The 17,703-nt window shown below is 63.3% G+C and carries 12 protein-coding genes; 5 read left to right on the forward strand and 7 right to left on the reverse strand.

The features are described from left to right. Nucleotides 1–65 precede the first annotated feature (65 nt). The gene (locus ACF8GF_RS13045) at nucleotides 66–4,265 is read left to right on the forward strand and encodes a deaminase domain-containing protein (RefSeq protein ID WP_392488109.1); all 4,200 of its coding nucleotides are present in this window, start codon (nucleotides 66–68) and stop codon (nucleotides 4,263–4,265) included. A 90-nt stretch (nucleotides 4,266–4,355) separates the two neighbouring features. Further along, nucleotides 4,356–5,558 (forward strand): MFS transporter, encoded by a 1,203-nt coding sequence (locus ACF8GF_RS13050; protein WP_392488110.1) that lies wholly within the window; start codon nucleotides 4,356–4,358, stop codon nucleotides 5,556–5,558. A gap of 132 nt (nucleotides 5,559–5,690) precedes the next feature. On the opposite strand, the gene ACF8GF_RS13055 is transcribed toward ACF8GF_RS13050, so the two are convergent. Beyond that, nucleotides 5,691–8,711, reverse strand: a complete 3,021-nt coding sequence (locus tag ACF8GF_RS13055; RefSeq protein WP_392488111.1) for an FAD-binding and (Fe-S)-binding domain-containing protein — start codon at nucleotides 8,709–8,711, stop codon at nucleotides 5,691–5,693. Nucleotides 8,712–8,863: 152 nt separating this feature from the next. On the opposite strand from ACF8GF_RS13055, the gene ACF8GF_RS13060 reads away from it, so the two are divergent. Beyond that, on the forward strand, nucleotides 8,864–9,748 hold the full coding sequence (locus ACF8GF_RS13060; protein ID WP_176685220.1) for a LysR substrate-binding domain-containing protein: 885 nt from the start codon (nucleotides 8,864–8,866) through the stop codon (nucleotides 9,746–9,748). A 271-nt stretch (nucleotides 9,749–10,019) separates the two neighbouring features. On the opposite strand, the gene ACF8GF_RS13065 is transcribed toward ACF8GF_RS13060, so the two are convergent. The 6 genes from ACF8GF_RS13065 to ACF8GF_RS13090 form a co-directional block, all read right to left on the reverse strand. Then, a complete protein-coding gene (locus ACF8GF_RS13065) occupies nucleotides 10,020–11,438 on the reverse strand; it encodes an amino acid permease (protein WP_392519745.1) in 1,419 nt (472 codons plus the stop codon). A gap of 639 nt (nucleotides 11,439–12,077) precedes the next feature. Next, on the reverse strand, nucleotides 12,078–13,145 hold the full coding sequence (rluB, locus tag ACF8GF_RS13070) for a 23S rRNA pseudouridine(2605) synthase RluB (RefSeq protein ID WP_176685218.1): 1,068 nt from the start codon (nucleotides 13,143–13,145) through the stop codon (nucleotides 12,078–12,080). 262 nt (nucleotides 13,146–13,407) lie between these two features. Further along, the gene (scpB, locus tag ACF8GF_RS13075; protein WP_176685217.1) at nucleotides 13,408–14,175 is read right to left on the reverse strand and encodes an SMC-Scp complex subunit ScpB; all 768 of its coding nucleotides are present in this window, start codon (nucleotides 14,173–14,175) and stop codon (nucleotides 13,408–13,410) included. Next, nucleotides 14,162–14,902 carry a ScpA family protein gene (locus tag ACF8GF_RS13080; protein WP_162149596.1) on the reverse strand — a complete coding sequence of 247 codons (741 nt, stop codon included), beginning with the start codon at nucleotides 14,900–14,902 and terminating at the stop codon, nucleotides 14,162–14,164. The genes scpB and ACF8GF_RS13080 overlap by 14 nt, the downstream gene beginning before the upstream one ends. 110 nt (nucleotides 14,903–15,012) lie before the next feature. Beyond that, on the reverse strand, nucleotides 15,013–15,642 hold the full coding sequence (locus tag ACF8GF_RS13085; protein ID WP_392488114.1) for an L-threonylcarbamoyladenylate synthase: 630 nt from the start codon (nucleotides 15,640–15,642) through the stop codon (nucleotides 15,013–15,015). A 13-nt stretch (nucleotides 15,643–15,655) separates the two neighbouring features. Next, a complete protein-coding gene (locus tag ACF8GF_RS13090; protein WP_176685216.1) occupies nucleotides 15,656–16,516 on the reverse strand; it encodes a PHP domain-containing protein in 861 nt (286 codons plus the stop codon). Between the two features lie 67 nt (nucleotides 16,517–16,583). Between ACF8GF_RS13090 and ACF8GF_RS13095 the strand changes: the two genes are divergently transcribed. Both ACF8GF_RS13095 and ACF8GF_RS13100 read left to right on the forward strand, forming a co-directional pair. Continuing rightward, entirely contained in the window at nucleotides 16,584–17,177 is a 594-nt protein-coding gene (locus tag ACF8GF_RS13095) for a septation protein A (protein ID WP_392460958.1), read from the forward strand. Nucleotide 17,178: 1 nt separating this feature from the next. Beyond that, on the forward strand, nucleotides 17,179–17,478 hold the full coding sequence (locus ACF8GF_RS13100; protein WP_003254549.1) for a YciI family protein: 300 nt from the start codon (nucleotides 17,179–17,181) through the stop codon (nucleotides 17,476–17,478). Nucleotides 17,479–17,703 lie beyond the last annotated feature (225 nt).

Here is a 17,703-nt window from a genome sequence, read left to right on the forward strand (position 1 = left end):
CACTACCCCCTACCCCGCCCGTACCCTACGCAGACTCGTGCCTCCAACCGCAAAGAGGCAGAGCCATGTCATCCATCACTGACGCCGCCGACCTACTCGCCCGGATAAACACCCTGGACGCCGAAAACGTGCGCCTGCACAGCGACCTGTCCGGCCCAATGGACCTGGCCACATCACTGCGCGAACATTTCAACCAGGCACTGGGCTTCACAGACCTGTTCCCCGTCGACCTGAGCGATCATGACCTGCGCCAGCAGCTGGCCGAAGCTTTCGCCCGTGAACCAGCGCATGAGCACTTCAACCGCATGCTGCGACGGCCCGCCGGCAGCAAAGTGCAGGCGAACCTGGTGGCGACCTTGCAGGCAAAACTGGCCCATATCGTGATCACGGCAACCGATGCCTCACTGATCGCCGAGTTGAGCGAAGGCCTGCCCTATCCATGGCCCTACGCCAGTTGCAGCCTTGCCCAGGCACTCTGGGCCCGCCGGGTGTGCCTGACCCAACGTGACTGCTTCGTAGCGGCCGCCTTGCTGCTCTACCCCAGTTTGCCAACTACCCCCCTGCCCCCACGATCGCCTTCCCGTCCACTGATGCTGGACAACTACCTGGACCTCCCCACGCTGGCCAGACACCTGCTGAAGCCTCCAGCCGGCGTTCACCTTGCCGTACACCTGTTCAACGCTCTCGGTGCCACCGTCTATGCACAAGGCAGGCGTTACCGCCCGCCCACTGCCCGCGAACGGGAGGCTGGCGTAACCCCTGATCAAAATGGAAAGGTGTTTTTCCCAGGCCCGGCATTGAATGCGCCAGCAGCTCAAGCGCTCGACGCCCTGTTGCATTCATCCATGTTCACCCGATGGGCCGGCGAACTGGCCGCCTCGGCAGAATGGGACGCCAGCTCCGATCACTTGGCCTTGGCCGAACAAACCTTGATCGATGTGTTGTACCCACCCGATGACCGCCAGCCGGGGCTGATCATGGCTTTCGATCTGTTCAGCCCCGGCAATGCCACGCTCCCCGTGGAGGAGATCCGCCTCGACCTGATCAACAGCGTGCAAATCCGCCTCGCCTGCACCCCGGCGATTGCGCAACTGGCCGGTGAACTGTTGATGCGCCGCTTCGCCCCCGAACTACTGCTCAGTGGCTACCCGGCCGATTTCAGCCTTGAGCCCGACCTGCGCTGGGCCAGCATCCGCCAGGGGGCCCTGATACTCAGCGCCCGCCAGCAACCGATGACCTTCGACAATGCAGAACAGGTCACGCGCCAGGCCCTGCAAGAGGATGACCCTGTTCCCGACGAAGCACTGCGCCAGACGCTGGCCGTGTGGGCACCCTTGCGCGGATCATTCGAACTCCCCCCGCCCTGGTCGCACCAGCAATGGCAATTGGCGTTGCACCGCTACCTGGCGGTCAGGGACGTTGAAAGCCTCAACGATCTCCCCGACCGCTTCGAGGAGGCGCGTCGTCAGTTGCTCCAGAGCCGGATAGCGCCAGAGTCGCGTGATGCTGACGGCCAAGAGCACCTGCTGATGTACCTCGACCATGGCGCAGGCTACCGAAACAACCCCCGCTTACCGAACGTGACCGCCTGGTATGAAGTGGCCTTCGGCGCTTGGGAACAGCGTGCCATCATCCTCTATCAAGGTATCCTGCACCGCTGTTTTAACCACCTGCCGGAAGACATCAAGGACCGCCTGCGTGACGGCCCCTGGACCGCCTACGCCGTTACTTGGCCGGTCTACGTGGGCCCCCATAACCGACCTGAGTACGGCTCCAGCCCCAGAGCGGACTGGCACATGCAGACGGCCACCCAGGGTTTCGTCGTACATGCCCCTGGCACCGAGGGCGATTGGCTTTACGAGCTGTTCCCCGAACGGCTGCACTGGCAAGCGCACTTCATTGCCCGCACAGCGCCGACACGCCTGGCCGAGCAATTGACGCTGGTCTACAGCGAATACAACCAATCGCAACTGCCGTGGCTTGCTGCCGACTTCCCCGCCTTGCGACAAGTGCTCAGCGCCCCTTCGCAAGATCGCCTCGACTCACTGGCCAGGCATTACGCCAGCGATATCGCCTTGGGCAATCGGGATGCCTTGCATGCACTGGGCAAAGGCGCTACCCCGCACGAACAATTCCTGGCCAGGCGCCAGTCCGTGAGCACTGGGCGCTACTTGCAACGGTTGTTTTCCAACCTGATACCAGGCTTGAGTTGCCTGAACCCAGAGGATGGCAGCGATGCACTGGCTTGCGTCCTGGACATCGCCGCGCTGAAAGGCGCGGCAGTCACGCTCGGTGGACGGGCCTTCAAACCATTGGCCAAGCTTCCCGGCGTACTGGGCCAAAGTGCCAGCATCGCACGCCTGAACGCCGCACGTGCCGCCCGACGCTGGAGCAGCATCCCCGTCACGCCAGACTTCAGCGAGCGCATTACCCCGCCCAAGCGCTGGCGCAGCGCGCCCGAACTGACAACGGTCGTTCCCGAATCCCGGGAGCTCATGGTGCAGCGAAGGGTACTGCCGGGCCAAACGCCCGATGCCCTGCTACTTGACCAGGTACCCGACAGCCATGGTCCGTTGCCACGGGAGCTGCCTGGGACCGCCACGCTCATACCCCGCGACAATGCCACGGTCGATGCAATCATTCACGGCGCCGCCTATCGCCTGCAAACGCCGAACACCTCGGGGCTGGTCCGTCGGGTTGCCCATGAGCCGCTACTCGGCCAGCCGCCCACCGTGGTGCCGCCGCCCTACCCCGGCGGCGAAGCGCAAATGGCCCTGAGCTTCTCGCCCTTGCCCAATGACGCGGGCACACCCGTGTTCGGACAACACGTCAGTCACGCCTTCCAAACCGTGCGGATCGAGCCGGTACCGATTCGTTACCGCCCGCAGCACACACGCTTCGACATCTGGGCGCAGGTCATGGTGCGCGAGGGCAAGGTCGTCGTGCACGCGCCTAATCACCCCAGGCAATTGAAAGCCTTGCCCGTCGGAGAAACCCAGTTACGCCTTGGCATCATCTCGCCGCCCGTGTACCACAGGCGCATCGTGGTCGACCCATCGCCTGAACTACGCTTTGGCTTGCCTGCGGACATGCCGATCGAGCAAGTCAGGCAGATTACCGAGCACTGCCCTCCCGTGCGCCTGGGCGGGCTGGCGCGGACCATCCCCGACCGCCGTACCCTGCGCGGCGCATTGATCGACTGGCGCGGTGAGCAGTGGTTGATCGTCGAGGCCGATCTGGGGGTATTTTATGGCGCCCCCCATCAGCCCTGGGCGTGGCAGACAAAGCTGCTGGATGCCCCGGCACTGCCAGCTTCGCTGCCACATCCACCCAGAGGGCTGCGTCGCAAGTTCGAAAGAATCACCGACCACGAGGCCATCGAGCGGTACCTGGAAATCAGCGAAACCTACCGCATCGTCGCCGAACGCCCCAACCTGCAGCGCGATGTCGATAACGTGGTCAGATTGCTGCGCGACTGGATAGAACAAGGGCGAACATGGCAGCTCCGCCACCCCTCGCGATTCCTGCAATTCATCGAAGCCATGGAGTCGCGCCTGCTCCCGGATTACGCGCGCAACATCCTCACGCAGAGCGCGGCCCAGGACGCTTTGGCGGGCCCCGCCAGTCGCGGCATCGCAGCGTTGAACCGGGAGATAATCCCGATCTGGAGGCAGTTCCACAGCACCAGCGCCGCAGACCGCCAACACATCCTTGGCGTACTGGACGATCTGCTACCTGCGCGCGGCGCCACTACCCCTTACGCACCGGCAGCAGGTGCGCAGTCGCTCGACGACAACGCGATGGCCGCCTTGCGTCAGCACCTCTACCCAGTCAACCTGGCCTTTGCCAGCGTCACGCTGAAGGACCATAGCCGCGTGGTGTTCTTCGCCCTGTCAGGCAGCCCTGGCCGACGCGCATTGCATATCATCCCGACGCCCCGCCTCACACCGGCAGTGGACTACGTCGATGCACGTCAGGTTAACCAGTTTTTCCCGCCAGACCCGCGGTTTACCGAGTTGCCAACCCTGCGGCGCGCAGATTTCCTGTCGACGCGCGTCCATAAGCGACATCTCGATGCCGAACGGCACATCGCCAGCGCGCTGAACCGCAGACTGCTTCACCGCCACACCGAGGTCGAGCGTATCGATGTCTTCACACTGCTCGACTCCTGTCGCTCCTGTGGCGGCTTCGTCCTGCCGCGCTTGCGGCTGGATTACCCGCAAGCCGAGTTCAGTGTGACCTGGATGCTCGAATACACCAACTGACTACAGGCTGACAGCTTCGCCCGCAAACACCCTTGCTGTGGTTAAGATGGCGGCGCACACCGCCATCCTTACCGCAGCAACGGATCCCCAATGCCACCACGCAGTCCCACGCCCCTTGCCGTCACTGGGCAAGTCGTCTCCATCGTCCTGTTCACCTTCATCGGCTACCTGAACATCGGCATCCCACTGGCCGTTTTGCCCGGCTATGTGCACAACGACCTGGGGTTCAGTGCCGTGGTCGCCGGCCTGGTGATCAGCGTGCAATACCTGGCCACCCTGCTCAGTCGCCCTGGCGCCAGCCGCATCATCGATAACCACGGCAGCAAGAAGGCGGTCATGTATGGCCTGGCCGGCTGCGGGCTCAGCGGGGTATTCATGCTGGCCTGCGCCTTCCTCACCCAGTTGCCTTGGCTGAGCCTGGCTTGCCTGCTGATCGGCCGCCTGGTGCTGGGCAGCGCCGAAAGCCTGGTAGGCTCTGGCGCGATCGGCTGGGGCATTGGCCGGGTGGGTGCCGCGAACACGGCCAAGGTCATCTCCTGGAACGGCATCGCCAGCTATGGTGCGCTGGCCATCGGCGCCCCGCTGGGCGTGCTGATGGTCAAGGGCCTCGGGCTGTGGAGCATGGGTGTGAGCATCATCCTGCTGTGCGTACTCGGTTTGCTGCTGGCCTGGCCCAAGCAAGCCGCCCCCATCGTCAGCGGTGTACGCCTGCCGTTCCTGCGGGTGCTGGGCAAGGTATTCCCGCATGGCTCGGGGCTTGCCCTGGGCTCGATCGGCTTTGGCACCATCGCCACCTTCATCACCCTGTACTACGCAAGCCGCGGCTGGGCCAATGCGGCACTGACCCTGAGCCTGTTCGGCGCCAGTTTCATCAGCGCACGACTGCTCTTTGGCAACCTGATCAATCGCATCGGTGGCTTCAGGGTGGCGATCGCCTGCCTGTCGGTGGAAGTGCTCGGGCTGTTGATGCTGTGGCTGGCACCCAACGCCGAACTGGCCTTGGCGGGGGCTGCACTGAGCGGGTTTGGTTTCTCGCTGGTGTTTCCGGCGTTGGGCGTGGAGGCAGTGAACCAAGTGTCGGCAGCTAACCGCGGGGCGGCGGTGGGGGCTTATTCGCTGTTCATCGACTTGTCACTGGGGGTGACCGGGCCATTGGTCGGTGCGGTGGCGGCGGGGTTCGGCTTTGCTTCGATGTTTCTGTTCGCTGCGGCGGCGGCAGCGTGCGGGTTGGTGTTGAGCCTCTATTTGTACCGCCAGGCGCGCCGTGGCAGGGACCGTACAACAGAAGCCTGAAAGCCGCTGCCGGCCTCTTCGCGGGTAACCCCGCCCCTGCTGGGTTGACGCGCCAGCCTGGCGTGCACGATCCCCCGTAGGAGCGGGTTCACCCGCGAAGGGCTGCAAAGCAGCCCCCAAAGGCCCAGAACCTTAGCGCTGAGCGTACTGCAACACCACCTCAAGCGGGTGACGCATCTTCCGCTCGGTCATGCGCTTGACCTGGCTACGGCACGAGTAACCGGTCGCCAGCGGCTCCCCTTCCTTGTCCAGCTTGGTCGCCCAGCTCTGCTCGAATATGACCCGAGACGTTTCCTGGTTGCGGGCTTCGTGCCCATAGGTACCGGACATACCGCAGCAACCCGTGGCCTCGGTCACCAGCTTCAGCCCCAGACGGGCGAACACCTGCTCCCACTGCCGGGTGCTGGCCGGCACGTTGGTCTTCTCGGTGCAGTGCGCCATCAGGCGGAAGCTGCCCGGTGCGGTCGGCGCCTGCTCGGGCAGCACATCCATCAGCCATTCCTGCGGCAGCAGCACCTGCGGGCAACCCTCCAGGCCTGGCACTTTCTGATACTCCTGGCGATACACCAGCGTCATCGCCGGGTCCAGCCCCACCAGCGGCACGCCGCAATCGGCCAGGGCCTTGAGCTGCGTGGCGTTGCGGATCGCCGCCTTGGCAAATGCGCCAAGGAAACCCTGTACGTGCAACGGCTTGCCGTTGGCGCTGTACGGTGCCAGGAATACCCGGTGGCCCAGCCGGTGGGCAAGGTCGATGAAGGCCGACAGCAGCGGCGTTTCGAAGTAGCGGGTGAAGGCGTCCTGCACCAGCACGATGCTGCGTTCGCGCTGGGCCGGGGTCAGCTCGCGCAAGGCCGGCACCGTGGCCATGCCAACGCGGCAACGGGTCAGGGTAGCCTGGAAGTTGAAGCGGCTGATCAGCGGGCTGTCGACCATGCCCACCTTGTCGGCCAGCAGTTGGCTCACCCACTTCGAGCCCATCACCGCGTTGTACAGCCCCGGTGCGTGCGCCAGGTAGGGGATGGTGAACTCGAGCGAGCCGATCAGGTAGTCACGCAGCGGGCGCTGGTAGCGGCCGTGGTACAGCTCGAGGAAGCGCGAGCGGAAGTCCGGCACATTGACCTTGATCGGGCACTGCCCGGCGCACGACTTGCACGCCAGGCAGCCGGCCATGGCGTCGTACACTTCATGGGAGAAGTCTTCCTGGCCCTGGTTGCGCGCGCGGTTGTTGCGCAGACGCGCCGGCAGGCCCTTGAGCCACGACACCTTGTTGCGCGCCGCAGCCAGCACATCGATGTTCGCCTCGCCCTGCAGGCGCAGCCACTCGCGCATCAGCGAGGCGCGGCCCTTGGGCGAATGCTGGCGTTCGCGGGTAACCTTCCACGACGGGCACATGGCGTCGTTGGGGTCATAGTTGTAACAGGCGCCATTGCCGTTGCAGTGCACGGCGCTGGGGAAGTCCTGCCATACGCGCTCGTCAATGGTACGGTCAAGGTCGCCGCGCAATGTCACGCCATCGACCGGGGTCAGGCCCTCGGCGCTGTCCGGCGGCGTGCAGATCTTGCCCGGGTTGAGCTGGTTGTGCGGGTCAAAGGCGCCCTTCAGGCGCTGCAATGCCGGGTACAGCTCGCCGAAGTACTCGGGCACGTATTCCGAGCGCAGGCCCTTACCGTGCTCACCCCACAACAGGCCGCCATAACGCTTGGTCAGCGCGGCAACGGCGTCGGAGATCGGCTTGACCAGCGCAGCCTGCGCCGGGTCTTTCATGTCCAGTGCCGGGCGCACGTGCAGCACGCCGGCATCGACGTGGCCAAACATGCCGTAGGCCAGGCCGTAGCCATCGAGCAGTGCGCGGAAATCGGCGATGTAGTCGGCCAACTGCTCTGGCGGCACTGCGGTGTCTTCCACGAACGGCTGCGGGCGCACTTCGCCTTCGACGTTGCCCAGCAGGCCCACCGAACGCTTGCGCATGGTATAGACGCGGGTGACTGCCTCGGCGCCTTCGGCCAAGGTGTGGCCCAGGCGTTCGACGCTGGTGTCGCTTTGCAGGTGCTGGATGAACGCCTGCACCTTGGCGTTGACCTCGGCCGGTTCGTCGCCGCAGAACTCCACCAGGTTGATGCCCAGCGTGGGGCGCTCGGGGTCCGCCGGGAAGTACTCGGCAACGCTGTGCCAGACGATGTCTTTCATCGCCAGCATCAGCACCTTGGAGTCGACCGTCTCGATCGACAGCGGCTTGTGCGCCATCAGCGCGTTGGCATCACGCAGCGCATCCATGAAGCTGGTGTAGCGCACATTGACCAGCACCGCATACTTGGGAATCGGCAGCACGTTGAGCTTGGCTTCGACCACATACCCCAGCGAGCCCTCGGCGCCGCACAACACGCTGTTGAGGTTGAAGCGGCCCTGCTCGTCGCGCAGGTGCGCCAGGTCGTAGCCGGTCAGGCAACGGTTGAGCTTGGGGAAGGTGGTTTCAATCAGTTCGGCCTGGGTTTCCTGAATTTCCCGGGCCATGCGGTACACCTCGCCGACCCGGCCCGGCGCGGCGCAGGCCTGTTCCAGCGTAGCATCGTCGATCGGCAGGCTATGCAGGCGCTCGCCACCGAGCAGCACGCTGTGCAGCTCCAGCACGTGGTCGCGGGTTTTACCGTAGGTGCAGCTGCCCTGGCCACTGGCATCCGTGTTGATCATGCCGCCGACCGTGGCGCGGTTGGAGGTGGACAGCTCAGGGGCGAAGAACAGCCCGTGCGGCTTGAGCGCAGCATTGAGCTGGTCCTTGACCGTACCGGCCTGTACCCGCACCCAGCGCTCTTCCACGTTGATTTCGAGAATGTTGTTCATGTGTCGCGACAGGTCGACGACGATACCGTCGGTCAGCGACTGGCCGTTGGTGCCGGTGCCACCACCGCGCGGGGTCAGCTTGACCTGCTGGAAGCGCGGCTCGCCCATCAGCGTGGCGACCCGCGCCACATCGTCGGCATCCAGCGGGAACACCGCCGCCTGCGGCAAACGCTGGTAGATCGAGTTGTCGGTGGCCAGTACCGTGCGGGTTGCGTAGTCGGCACTGATCTGGCCACGGAAGCCGCTGTTGCGCAGGGCTTCGAGGAATTCGGGGTAATTGGCGCTCGGTGCAACGGTGGACAGCTGGGCGATCATCGAAGGATGGCCTCTTGATATTGGCTAGATCACGGGATACCTGTCGCCCCGGCATGGATTCAGCCATGCCGGGATGACGTATAGGCCAATGTTCCTGTAGTTTCGCGTCAGGGGCAAACGGATAATCCTGCCGCTATCAATGACTTTTATGAATGAATTACCGCCACCTGACCCCATCCATGTCACTGCTGCTGGCTTTCGAGGCCGCCGCCCGGCATGAAAGCTACACCCGCGCCGCCGCCGAACTGTCGCTGACCCAAAGCGCGGTCAGCCGCCAGGTACAGGCCCTGGAGCAGCAGTTGGGCCTGACCCTGTTCCGTCGCGAGGGGCGCCAGGTGCAGCTGACCGATGTCGGCCGCCTGTACCAGCGCGAACTCAGCGAGGCACTGGGGCGCATCCGCAGCGCCACTTTGCAGGCACTGGCCTATCAATCGGGGGTGGGCACCTTGCGCCTGGCTACCCTGCCAACATTCGGCTCGAAATGGCTGTTGCCGAGGCTGCATGCGTTCTACAGCGCTCACCCGGGCATGCTGGTGCATATTCATTCACGCATTGAAACCATCAACTTCGACACCAGCGAAATCGATGCCGCCATCGGCGTGGCCAGCCACGACTTGCCGGGGCTTGTCTGCCATCGCCTGCATGCCGAGGAACTGGTGGTGATCTTGCCGCCGGAAGCCGGTGCCGACAGCCAGGGCTGGAGCCCGGCCAGGATCAGCGAAGAGGTGCTGCTGAATGTGGCCAACAACCCGCATGCGTGGGGCGAGTGGTTTACCCATCATGGCCTGCCGCATCGGGCGATGCGGTTGGGGCCTAGCTTCGAGCTGACCTCGCACCTGATCCAGGCGGTACGTGCCGGGATCGGAATCGGGCTGGTACCGCGCATATTGGTGGAGGAGGAATTGGCCAAGGGAGAGCTGTACAGCCCGGGCGTAGCGTTTGCCAGCCAGCGCAGTTATTACCTGATCTACCCGCCGAGGAATGAGGCGCTGCCATCGTTGCGGGCATTCAGAGGGTGGTTGCTGGAGCAGATCTGATTTTTGGCGGGGTCACCTGACCTGAGGACAACGCTGTTGGAGCGGGTTCACCCGCGAAAGGGCCGGGCCTGCTGGCCAATCTCCACCCGCCGCTCACCGTTGCCGCCGCTACCGTATTCGCGGGTAAACCCGCTCCTACAAGGGTTACGCAAGCCTCAGGCATACCAGGTCGTCGTAGGAGCGGGTTCACCCGCGAACAGGCCCGCACAGGCAACAAAAAACCCGAAGCCAGTCACCTGACTCCGGGTTTTCGCCTACCACTTATGGCGCCTTACTTGGCGACAGTCTCAACAGCACCGCCCGCATTGACCCGGCGACGAGACTTGAAGATGTACACCACGAACATCGCAAGCAGCCACACCGGGATCGCATACACCGACACCTGGATGCCCGGGATCATCAGCATGATGCCCAGAATCAGCACCACGAAGGCCAGCACCACATAGTTGCCGTACGGGTACCACAGCGCCTTGAACAGCGGCTTCTGGCCGGTACGGTCGAGGTGCTGACGGAACTTCAGGTGCGAGTAGCTGATCATCGCCCAGTTGATCACCAGGGTGGCCACAACCAGCGACATCAGCAGTTCCAGCGCGTTTTGCGGCATCAGGTAGTTCAGCAGCACGGCGACGAAGGTCACGGCTGCCGACACCAGGATCGAACGCACTGGCACGCCACGCTTGTCGACCTTGGCCAGCGACGCCGGGGCATCGCCCTGCTCGGCCATACCCAGCAGCATGCGGGCGTTGCAGTAGGTGCCGCTGTTGTACACCGATAGCGCCGCAGTCAGCACCACGAAGTTCAGCAGGTTGGCAGCCACGTCACTGCCCAGCAGCGAGAACACTTGCACGAACGGGCTGCTGCCATAACTGCCGCCCGAGGCGTCGATGCTGGCGACCAGGGTGTCCCACGGGGTCAGCGACAGCAGCACTACCAGGGCACCGACGTAGAAGATCAGGATGCGGTAGATGACCTGGTTGATCGCTTTGGGGATCACAGTCTTTGGCTTGTCCGCCTCGGCGGCGGTGAAGCCAAGCATTTCCAGGCCACCAAAGGAAAACATGATGAAAGCCAAGGCCATTACCAGCCCGCTGACGCCATTGGGGAAGAAGCCGCCTTGTGACCACAGGTTGGCCACGGTGGCTTCAGGGCCGCCGCTGCCGCTGGTCAGCAGGTAGGCACCCAGGCCGATCATGCTGACGATGGCGACCACTTTGATGATGGCGAACCAGAATTCGGCTTCACCGAAGAACTTCACGTTCATCAGGTTGATGGCGTTGATCAGCACGAAGAAGGCTGCCGCCGTGACCCAGGTGGGGATCTCCGGCCACCAGTAGTGGACATACTTGCCGACCGCCGAAAGCTCCGACATACCCACCAGGATATACAGCACCCAGCAGTTCCAACCCGACAGGAAGCCGGCGAAACCACCCCAGTAGCTGTGGGCGAAATGGCTGAACGAGCCGGCCACCGGCTCTTCGACGATCATTTCACCCAGCTGGCGCATGATCATGAAGGCGATGAAGCCGCAGATGGCGTAGCCAAGGATCATCGACGGGCCGGCGGATTTCATCACGCCTGCCGAGCCGAGGAACAGGCCGGTACCAATCGCACCGCCGAGGGCGATCAACTGGATATGGCGGTTCTTCAGGCCCCGCTTTAGCTCGCCTGAATGCATGTTTTGTCCACTCATGAACGAAGTCACCTGCATTGTTTTTATCTGTGACGGAATCGGACCCACCGCGCTCGTGGCGCAGCGGAATGGGCAAGGTGGTTACCTTGGGTTTCTTGACCTCAGGTGCCGCCGGAGCGGGTCAACCAGGCGTGATCAAGAGTGCGCGGTACGCAAGAGAGTCACAGGTAAAACGCGGCGCACTGTATACCCCTGCAAACGCGCAGGCGTCAACGCGTTGCATCGTTTCCTCGGGAAAAAACGCAGCGTTCCTGTGGTACAGGCCTTCAAAGGCGGAGTGATCGGCGTACATGGCGCCTCCATTTGTTGTTTTGTCAGCCCGGCTCGGTGGGCGGGCTCCTGCACAAGGCAATGGCGGCTATAACAACGTGGGGACGGGGGTTTGGGCAAGGGTGGCTGGCGCCATGGCGACGGCTTTGGTGCATGAACGCCGGCAAGGTTTGTTTACACGATCGGGCTTGATCTGAAATGCGGACTGAAAACGGCCATATTTGTACAAATTTCTTTACATGACGGTTCAAGAACTTGCCAGTCGTCCGGAAAATTCTTTTTGTTCAATATCTTGGGCCGCTTGGCCGGATTCTCGCAGGCATAAAAAACCAGCCCGAAGGCTGGTTCCTTGATTGTCACACTGGCTTATCAGCCACGCGGCTTGCCGCGGCCACGGCCTGCTGGCTTGTCACCATCAGCCTTGCCTGGACGCTTGCGCATCTCGCTCGGGCGCTCAGCCACCGTGCTGCCACGGTTGGTTTTACGTGGGGCTTCTTCACGCGGCTGACGCGCTGGACGTTCGCCAGTGGCGGCACCTTCGTGTGCCGGGCGCAGGTTGCGCACGCGCTCGCCACGGCCCAGCGGGCGGGTCGACTTGCGCTGCAGGCGCTCCATCTTGTCCTTGGCCTTGAGCTTCATGGCTGGCAGCGCGACCGGCTGCAGGCCGACTTCGGCGGCGAGGATGTCGATTTCGCCCTGGGTCATTTCGCGCCAGCGGCCCATCGGCAGGTCGGAATTGAGGAACACCGGGCCAAAACGCACACGCTTCAGGCGGCTGACTACCATGCCCTGGGATTCCCACAGGCGGCGCACCTCACGGTTACGTCCTTCCATCACCACGCAGTGGTACCAGTGGTTGAAGCCTTCGCCACCCGGGGCCTTCTGGATGTCGGTGAATTTGGCCGGGCCATCTTCCAGCATTACGCCGGCTTTCAGGCGCTCGATCATCTCGTCGTCGACTTCACCACGCACACGTACCGCGTACTCACGGTCCATCTCGTAGGACGGGTGCATCAGGCGGTTGGCCAGCTCACCGTCGGTGGTGAACAGCAGCAAGCCAGTGGTGTTGATGTCGAGGCGGCCGATGTTGATCCAGCGGCCTTCTTTCGGCCGTGGCAAACGGTCGAACACGGTCGGGCGGCCTTCCGGGTCGTCCCGAGTGCAGATTTCGCCGTCGGGCTTGTTGTACATGATCACCCGGCGGGTGGCCTCGGCGGCCTCCTCGCGCTTGATCAGCTTGCCGTCCACGGCAATGGCGTCGTGCAGGTCGACGCGCTGGCCAAGGGTGGCCTCGACGCCGTTGACCTTGATGCGACCCTGGCTGATCCAGGCCTCGACATCACGCCGCGAGCCCACGCCAATGCGCGCCAGCACTTTCTGCAGCTTTTCGCCGGATGGCGGGGTGATTTCGGTTTCTTTCAGGTCTTGCTCACTCATCTGGGCACCTCCCGGTGTAGGAATGAAAACAGGGTTCTGGCGACGAACGCGCCAAAAGGCCGCGCATCATACGCGGTTCATCAGGCGAACGCACTGGAGGGTAGAGGGTTTTGTTGGGCTGGGTATGATTTTCTGCCCAGTGGGCTTTGTGCTGGCCTCTTCGCGGGCAAGCCGCCTACAGGTACACGCAACCTTCAGGAGCTGTGATCCCCCTGTGGGAGCGGGCTTGCCCGCGAAGAGGCCAGCGCAGGCAGCAGATCAATCAGGGTTGTGCCTTGTTCTCTTCCTCCACCGAAGGCTCAGGCTCTTCTCCCCGCAAATCATCAAAATCGGTTTTCAAACCGTCTTCCATGGCATCCAGCTCCACCAACAGGCTACGGAAGCTGGTCTCCTCTTTCGGCTCACCAACCTCCTCCTCCCCAAGGCTGGCATCCGCCAACGCCTGCAGGTGCGCAGGCACCGGCGCATCATCCGGGTCGAGTTGCGGCTCTGGTTCCATTTCGCGCAGCTCGGCCAATGCCGGCAGGTCCTCAAGGCTCTTGAGGTTGAAATGGTCGAGAAACGCCTTGGTGGTGGCGAACATCGCCGGCCGGCCGGGCACTTCGCGGTAGCCGACCACGCGAATCCACTCGCGCTCCATCATGGTCTTGATGATATTGCTGTTCACCGCAACGCCCCGCACGTCCTCGATTTCACCACGGGTGATCGGCTGGCGGTAGGCAATCAGGGCCAGCGTCTCAAGCAGCGCCCGCGAATAGCGCTGCGGGCGCTCTTCCCACAGGCGCCCGACCCAAGGGGCATACGCCTCGCGGATCTGCAGGCGATAGCCGCTGGCCACCTCCTTGAGCTCGAAGGCACGGCCATCGCACGACTTGCCCAGCACCTCCAGGGCCCGCCTGAACACCTTGGGCTCAGGGCGCTCGGCTTCCTCGAACAGCTCGTACAGGCGTTCCAGGGATTGCGGCTTGCCCGAAGCGAGCAAGAAGGCTTCGATCAGCGACGCCAGGTCGCGTGGTTCATTCAGGTTCATCGGGTTCTTCAACTGGCGCCGGGCGAAGCCGCACGTGAATGGCGGCGAAAGGTTCATTCTGCACAAGTTCGATCAGCGATTCCTTCACCAGTTCGAGAATGGCCATGAAAGTCACCACCACACCGAGCTTGCCCTCCTCGGCAGCAAACAGCGCGATGAACGGCACAAAGGCACCGCCCTTGAGGCGCTCCAGCACCTGGCTCATGCGCTCGCGGGTGGACAAGGTCTCACGGGTGATCTGATGGCTTTCGAACAGGTCGTTGCGGCGCATCACCTCGGCCATGGACACCAGCAGCTCTTCCAGGCTGACCTGAGGCAACAGCTTGCGTACCTTGGCCTGCGGCGCCTCCAGGCGCGGTACCACCACCTCGCGTCCGACCCGTGGCAGTTCGTCGATGCCCTCGGCGGCGGCCTTGAAACGCTCGTACTCCTGCAGGCGGCGGATCAGCTCGGCGCGTGGGTCACCCTCCTCCTCCTCGACGTCGGCGGAGCGCGGCAGCAGCATGCGCGACTTGATCTCGGCAAGCATGGCAGCCATCACCAGGTATTCGGCGGCCAGCTCAAGGCGCACGCTTTTCATCAGCTCTACATAGCCCATGTACTGCCGGGTGATCTCGGCGACAGGGATGTCGAGAATGTCAATGTTCTGCTTGCGGATCAGGTACAGCAAAAGGTCCAGCGGGCCTTCGAAAGCTTCGAGGATGACTTCAAGGGCGTCCGGCGGGATGTACAAGTCCAGCGGCAGCTCGGTCAGGGCTTCGCCATAGACCAGCGCCAACTGCAGTTGCCGAGGCTCCTCGACCCGTTCGGCCGGCGCCTCAGGCGCTTCCAGCTGGCTCACACGTTGACCAGGAATGGCGTGGGGTCGCCACAACCTTCGCGGATCAGTTCCGGTTCGTCGCCGGAGAGGTCGATGATGGTCGACGCCTTGAGGTCGCCGAACCCGCCATCGATCACCAGGTCGACATGGTGCTCCAGCCGTTCACGGATCTCGTAAGGGTCAGTCATCGGCTCGCTGTCACCCGGCAGGATCAGGCTTACGCTCATCAGTGGCTCGCCCAACTCGGCCAGCAAGGCCAAGGTGATGGCGTGGTCCGGCACACGCAGCCCGATGGTGCGACGCTTATCGTGCAACAGCAGGCGCGGCACTTCACGCGTGCCGTTGAGAATGAAGGTGTAAGGCCCCGGCACATGCGCCTTCAGCAAGCGGAAGGTGCCGGTATCGACCTTGGCATACAACCCCAGTTGCGACATGTCGCAGCACATCAGGGTGAAGTTGTGCGACTTGTCCAGCCCGCGCAGGCGCCGCACCCGCTCGATTGCCGATTTGTCGCCTATCTGGCAACCCAGCGCATAGGCCGAATCCGTCGGATACACCACCACGCCCCCCTTGCGGATGATCTCGACGGCCTGTTTTATCAGGCGCGCCTGTGGGTTCTCCGGATGAATCTGGAAAAATTGGCTCACGTAGTCGTCCTGTTCATAGCGCCAAAGGCTGTTCATGGCTGAATCGACGCCACAAAGGTGGCAGATCCTCGGGCAAAGGCCGATAGGCACCGATCTCGCCCCAGGTGCCGGGGCCGTGGAAGTCACTGCCAGCGCTTGCCAGCAGGCCGAACTCACGGGCAAGGATGGACATGGTGCCCACTTGCTCGGCAGGCATCATCCCGTTGACCACTTCAAGCGCCTGCCCTCCTGCCTGAATATAGTCGGCAATCAGCCGCCTGCGCTTGCTGCGGGTCAGGTCGTAGTGCATGGGGTGCGCCAGGCTCACCCAGGCGTTGGACTGCCTCAGCGTGGCAACGGTTTCGTCGAGCGTCGGCCAGTGCTGCTTGACGTCGCCCAGCTTGCCGGCGCCCAGCCACTTGCGAAACGCTTCGCCACGGTCCTTGACGTGGCCGGCACGCACCAGATACTCGGCAAAATGCGGCCGCGCCGGGGCGTTGCCGCTGTCACCCAGTTCGTGTTGCACGGCGCGCGCGCCTTCAAGCGTGCCGGGCATGCCCTTGGCCGCCAGCCGTTTGTCGATTTCTTCGGCACGCAGCCAGCGGCCGCGGTGCAACGCTTGGATTGCCGCCAGCAACGGCGGTGCGTCGAGCGGGAAGTCATAGCCCAGCACATGGATGGTCGCGCCGCCCCACGTGCAAGACAGCTCCACCCCGCTAACCCAGTGCATCCCCAGGTCAGCGCAGGCCTGGCGCGCTTCGGCCAGGCCCTCGAGGGTGTCATGGTCGGTCAGCGCCAGTGCTTGCACCCCGTGTTCATGGGCCCGGGCAACCAGTACGGAAGGCGACAGGGCGCCGTCGGAGGCCGTGCTGTGACAGTGCAGATCAACATTCATGGAGGAGCGCTTTCGCTGGAATCGATGTTTGTTATTATGCCGTCACATCCCGATTCTGGCTGCCATTGTGAAACAATTCATCGATTTCATCCCACTGCTGCTGTTCTTCATCGTCTACAAGCTCGACCCGCGCCCCATGGAAGTCGCCGGCCATCACTTCGAATTTGGCGGCATCTACAGCGCCACAGCCATGCTGATCATCAGCTCGCTGGTCGTGTACGGCGCTCTGTTCCTGCGCCAGCGCAAGCTGGAAAAAGGCCAGTGGCTGACGCTGATCGCCTGCCTGGTGTTCGGTGGCCTGACCCTGACCTTCCACAGCGAAACCTTCCTCAAGTGGAAGGCCCCCGTCGTGAACTGGCTGTTCGCCCTGGGTTTTGCCGGCAGCCACCTCATCGGCGACCGGGTGCTGATCAAGCGCATCATGGGCCACGCCCTGACCCTGCCTGATGCCATCTGGACGCGCCTGAACCTGGCCTGGATCGCTTTCTTCCTGTTCTGCGGCGCGGCCAACCTGTTCGTCGCCTTCACCTTCCAGGACTTCTGGGTGGATTTCAAGGTGTTCGGCAGCCTGGGCATGACCGTGATTTTCCTGGTGGTGCAAGGCGTGTACCTGTCGCGCCACCTGCACGATGACCCTTCTACTTCCAAAACCAAGGATTGACATGCTCTACGCCATTATCGCCAGCGACGTCGCAAACTCCCTGGAAAAGCGCCTGGCTGCCCGCCCGGCGCACATCGAACGCCTGCAGCAGCTCAAGGCCGAAGGCCGCGTGGTGCTGGCGGGCCCGCACCCGGCCATCGACAGCAACGACCCGGGCGAAGCGGGTTTCAGCGGTAGCCTGATCGTTGCCGAATTCGAGTCGCTGGCAGCCGCGCAGACCTGGGCCGATGCCGACCCGTACATCGCTGCCGGCGTGTACGACAAGGTTGTGGTCAAGCCGTTCAAGCAAGTACTGCCTTGACCTGAGACGGCACGGCCCTCTTCGCTACAAGGTACCCACAAACCTTCGGACCTGTGCCATCGCCCGTAGGAGCGGGTTCACCCGCGAAGAGGCCGGGCCTGCTGGCCAATCTCCACCCACCGTTCACCGTTGCCGCCGCTACCGTATTCGCGGGTAAACCCGCTCCTACACAGATTGGTGGTGGACACACGTCGGTGGTTGGACACAGACCCTTGTAGGAGCGGG

The organism is Pseudomonas sp. yb_5 (genome assembly GCF_043103865.1).
GTDB lineage: Bacteria > Pseudomonadota > Gammaproteobacteria > Pseudomonadales > Pseudomonadaceae > Aquipseudomonas > Aquipseudomonas putida_Y.

What these genes read in the sequence shown, in the direction of transcription:
- rluB (WP_176685218.1), bottom strand. Translation starts at nt 13,145, where the DNA reads ATGAGTGAGCAAGACCTGAAAGAAACCGAAATCACCCCGCCATCCGGC.
- ACF8GF_RS13065 (WP_392519745.1), bottom strand. Translation starts at nt 11,438, where the DNA reads ATGAGTGGACAAAACATGCATTCAGGCGAGCTAAAGCGGGGCCTGAAG.
- ACF8GF_RS13090 (WP_176685216.1), bottom strand. Translation starts at nt 16,516, where the DNA reads ATGAATGTTGATCTGCACTGTCACAGCACGGCCTCCGACGGCGCCCTG.
- ACF8GF_RS13060 (WP_176685220.1), top strand. Translation starts at nt 8,864, where the DNA reads ATGAATTACCGCCACCTGACCCCATCCATGTCACTGCTGCTGGCTTTC.
- ACF8GF_RS13055 (WP_392488111.1), bottom strand. Translation starts at nt 8,711, where the DNA reads ATGATCGCCCAGCTGTCCACCGTTGCACCGAGCGCCAATTACCCCGAA.
- ACF8GF_RS13045 (WP_392488109.1), top strand. Translation starts at nt 66, where the DNA reads ATGTCATCCATCACTGACGCCGCCGACCTACTCGCCCGGATAAACACC.
- ACF8GF_RS13050 (WP_392488110.1), top strand. Translation starts at nt 4,356, where the DNA reads ATGCCACCACGCAGTCCCACGCCCCTTGCCGTCACTGGGCAAGTCGTC.
- scpB (WP_176685217.1), bottom strand. Translation starts at nt 14,175, where the DNA reads ATGAACCTGAATGAACCACGCGACCTGGCGTCGCTGATCGAAGCCTTC.
- ACF8GF_RS13100 (WP_003254549.1), top strand. Translation starts at nt 17,179, where the DNA reads ATGCTCTACGCCATTATCGCCAGCGACGTCGCAAACTCCCTGGAAAAG.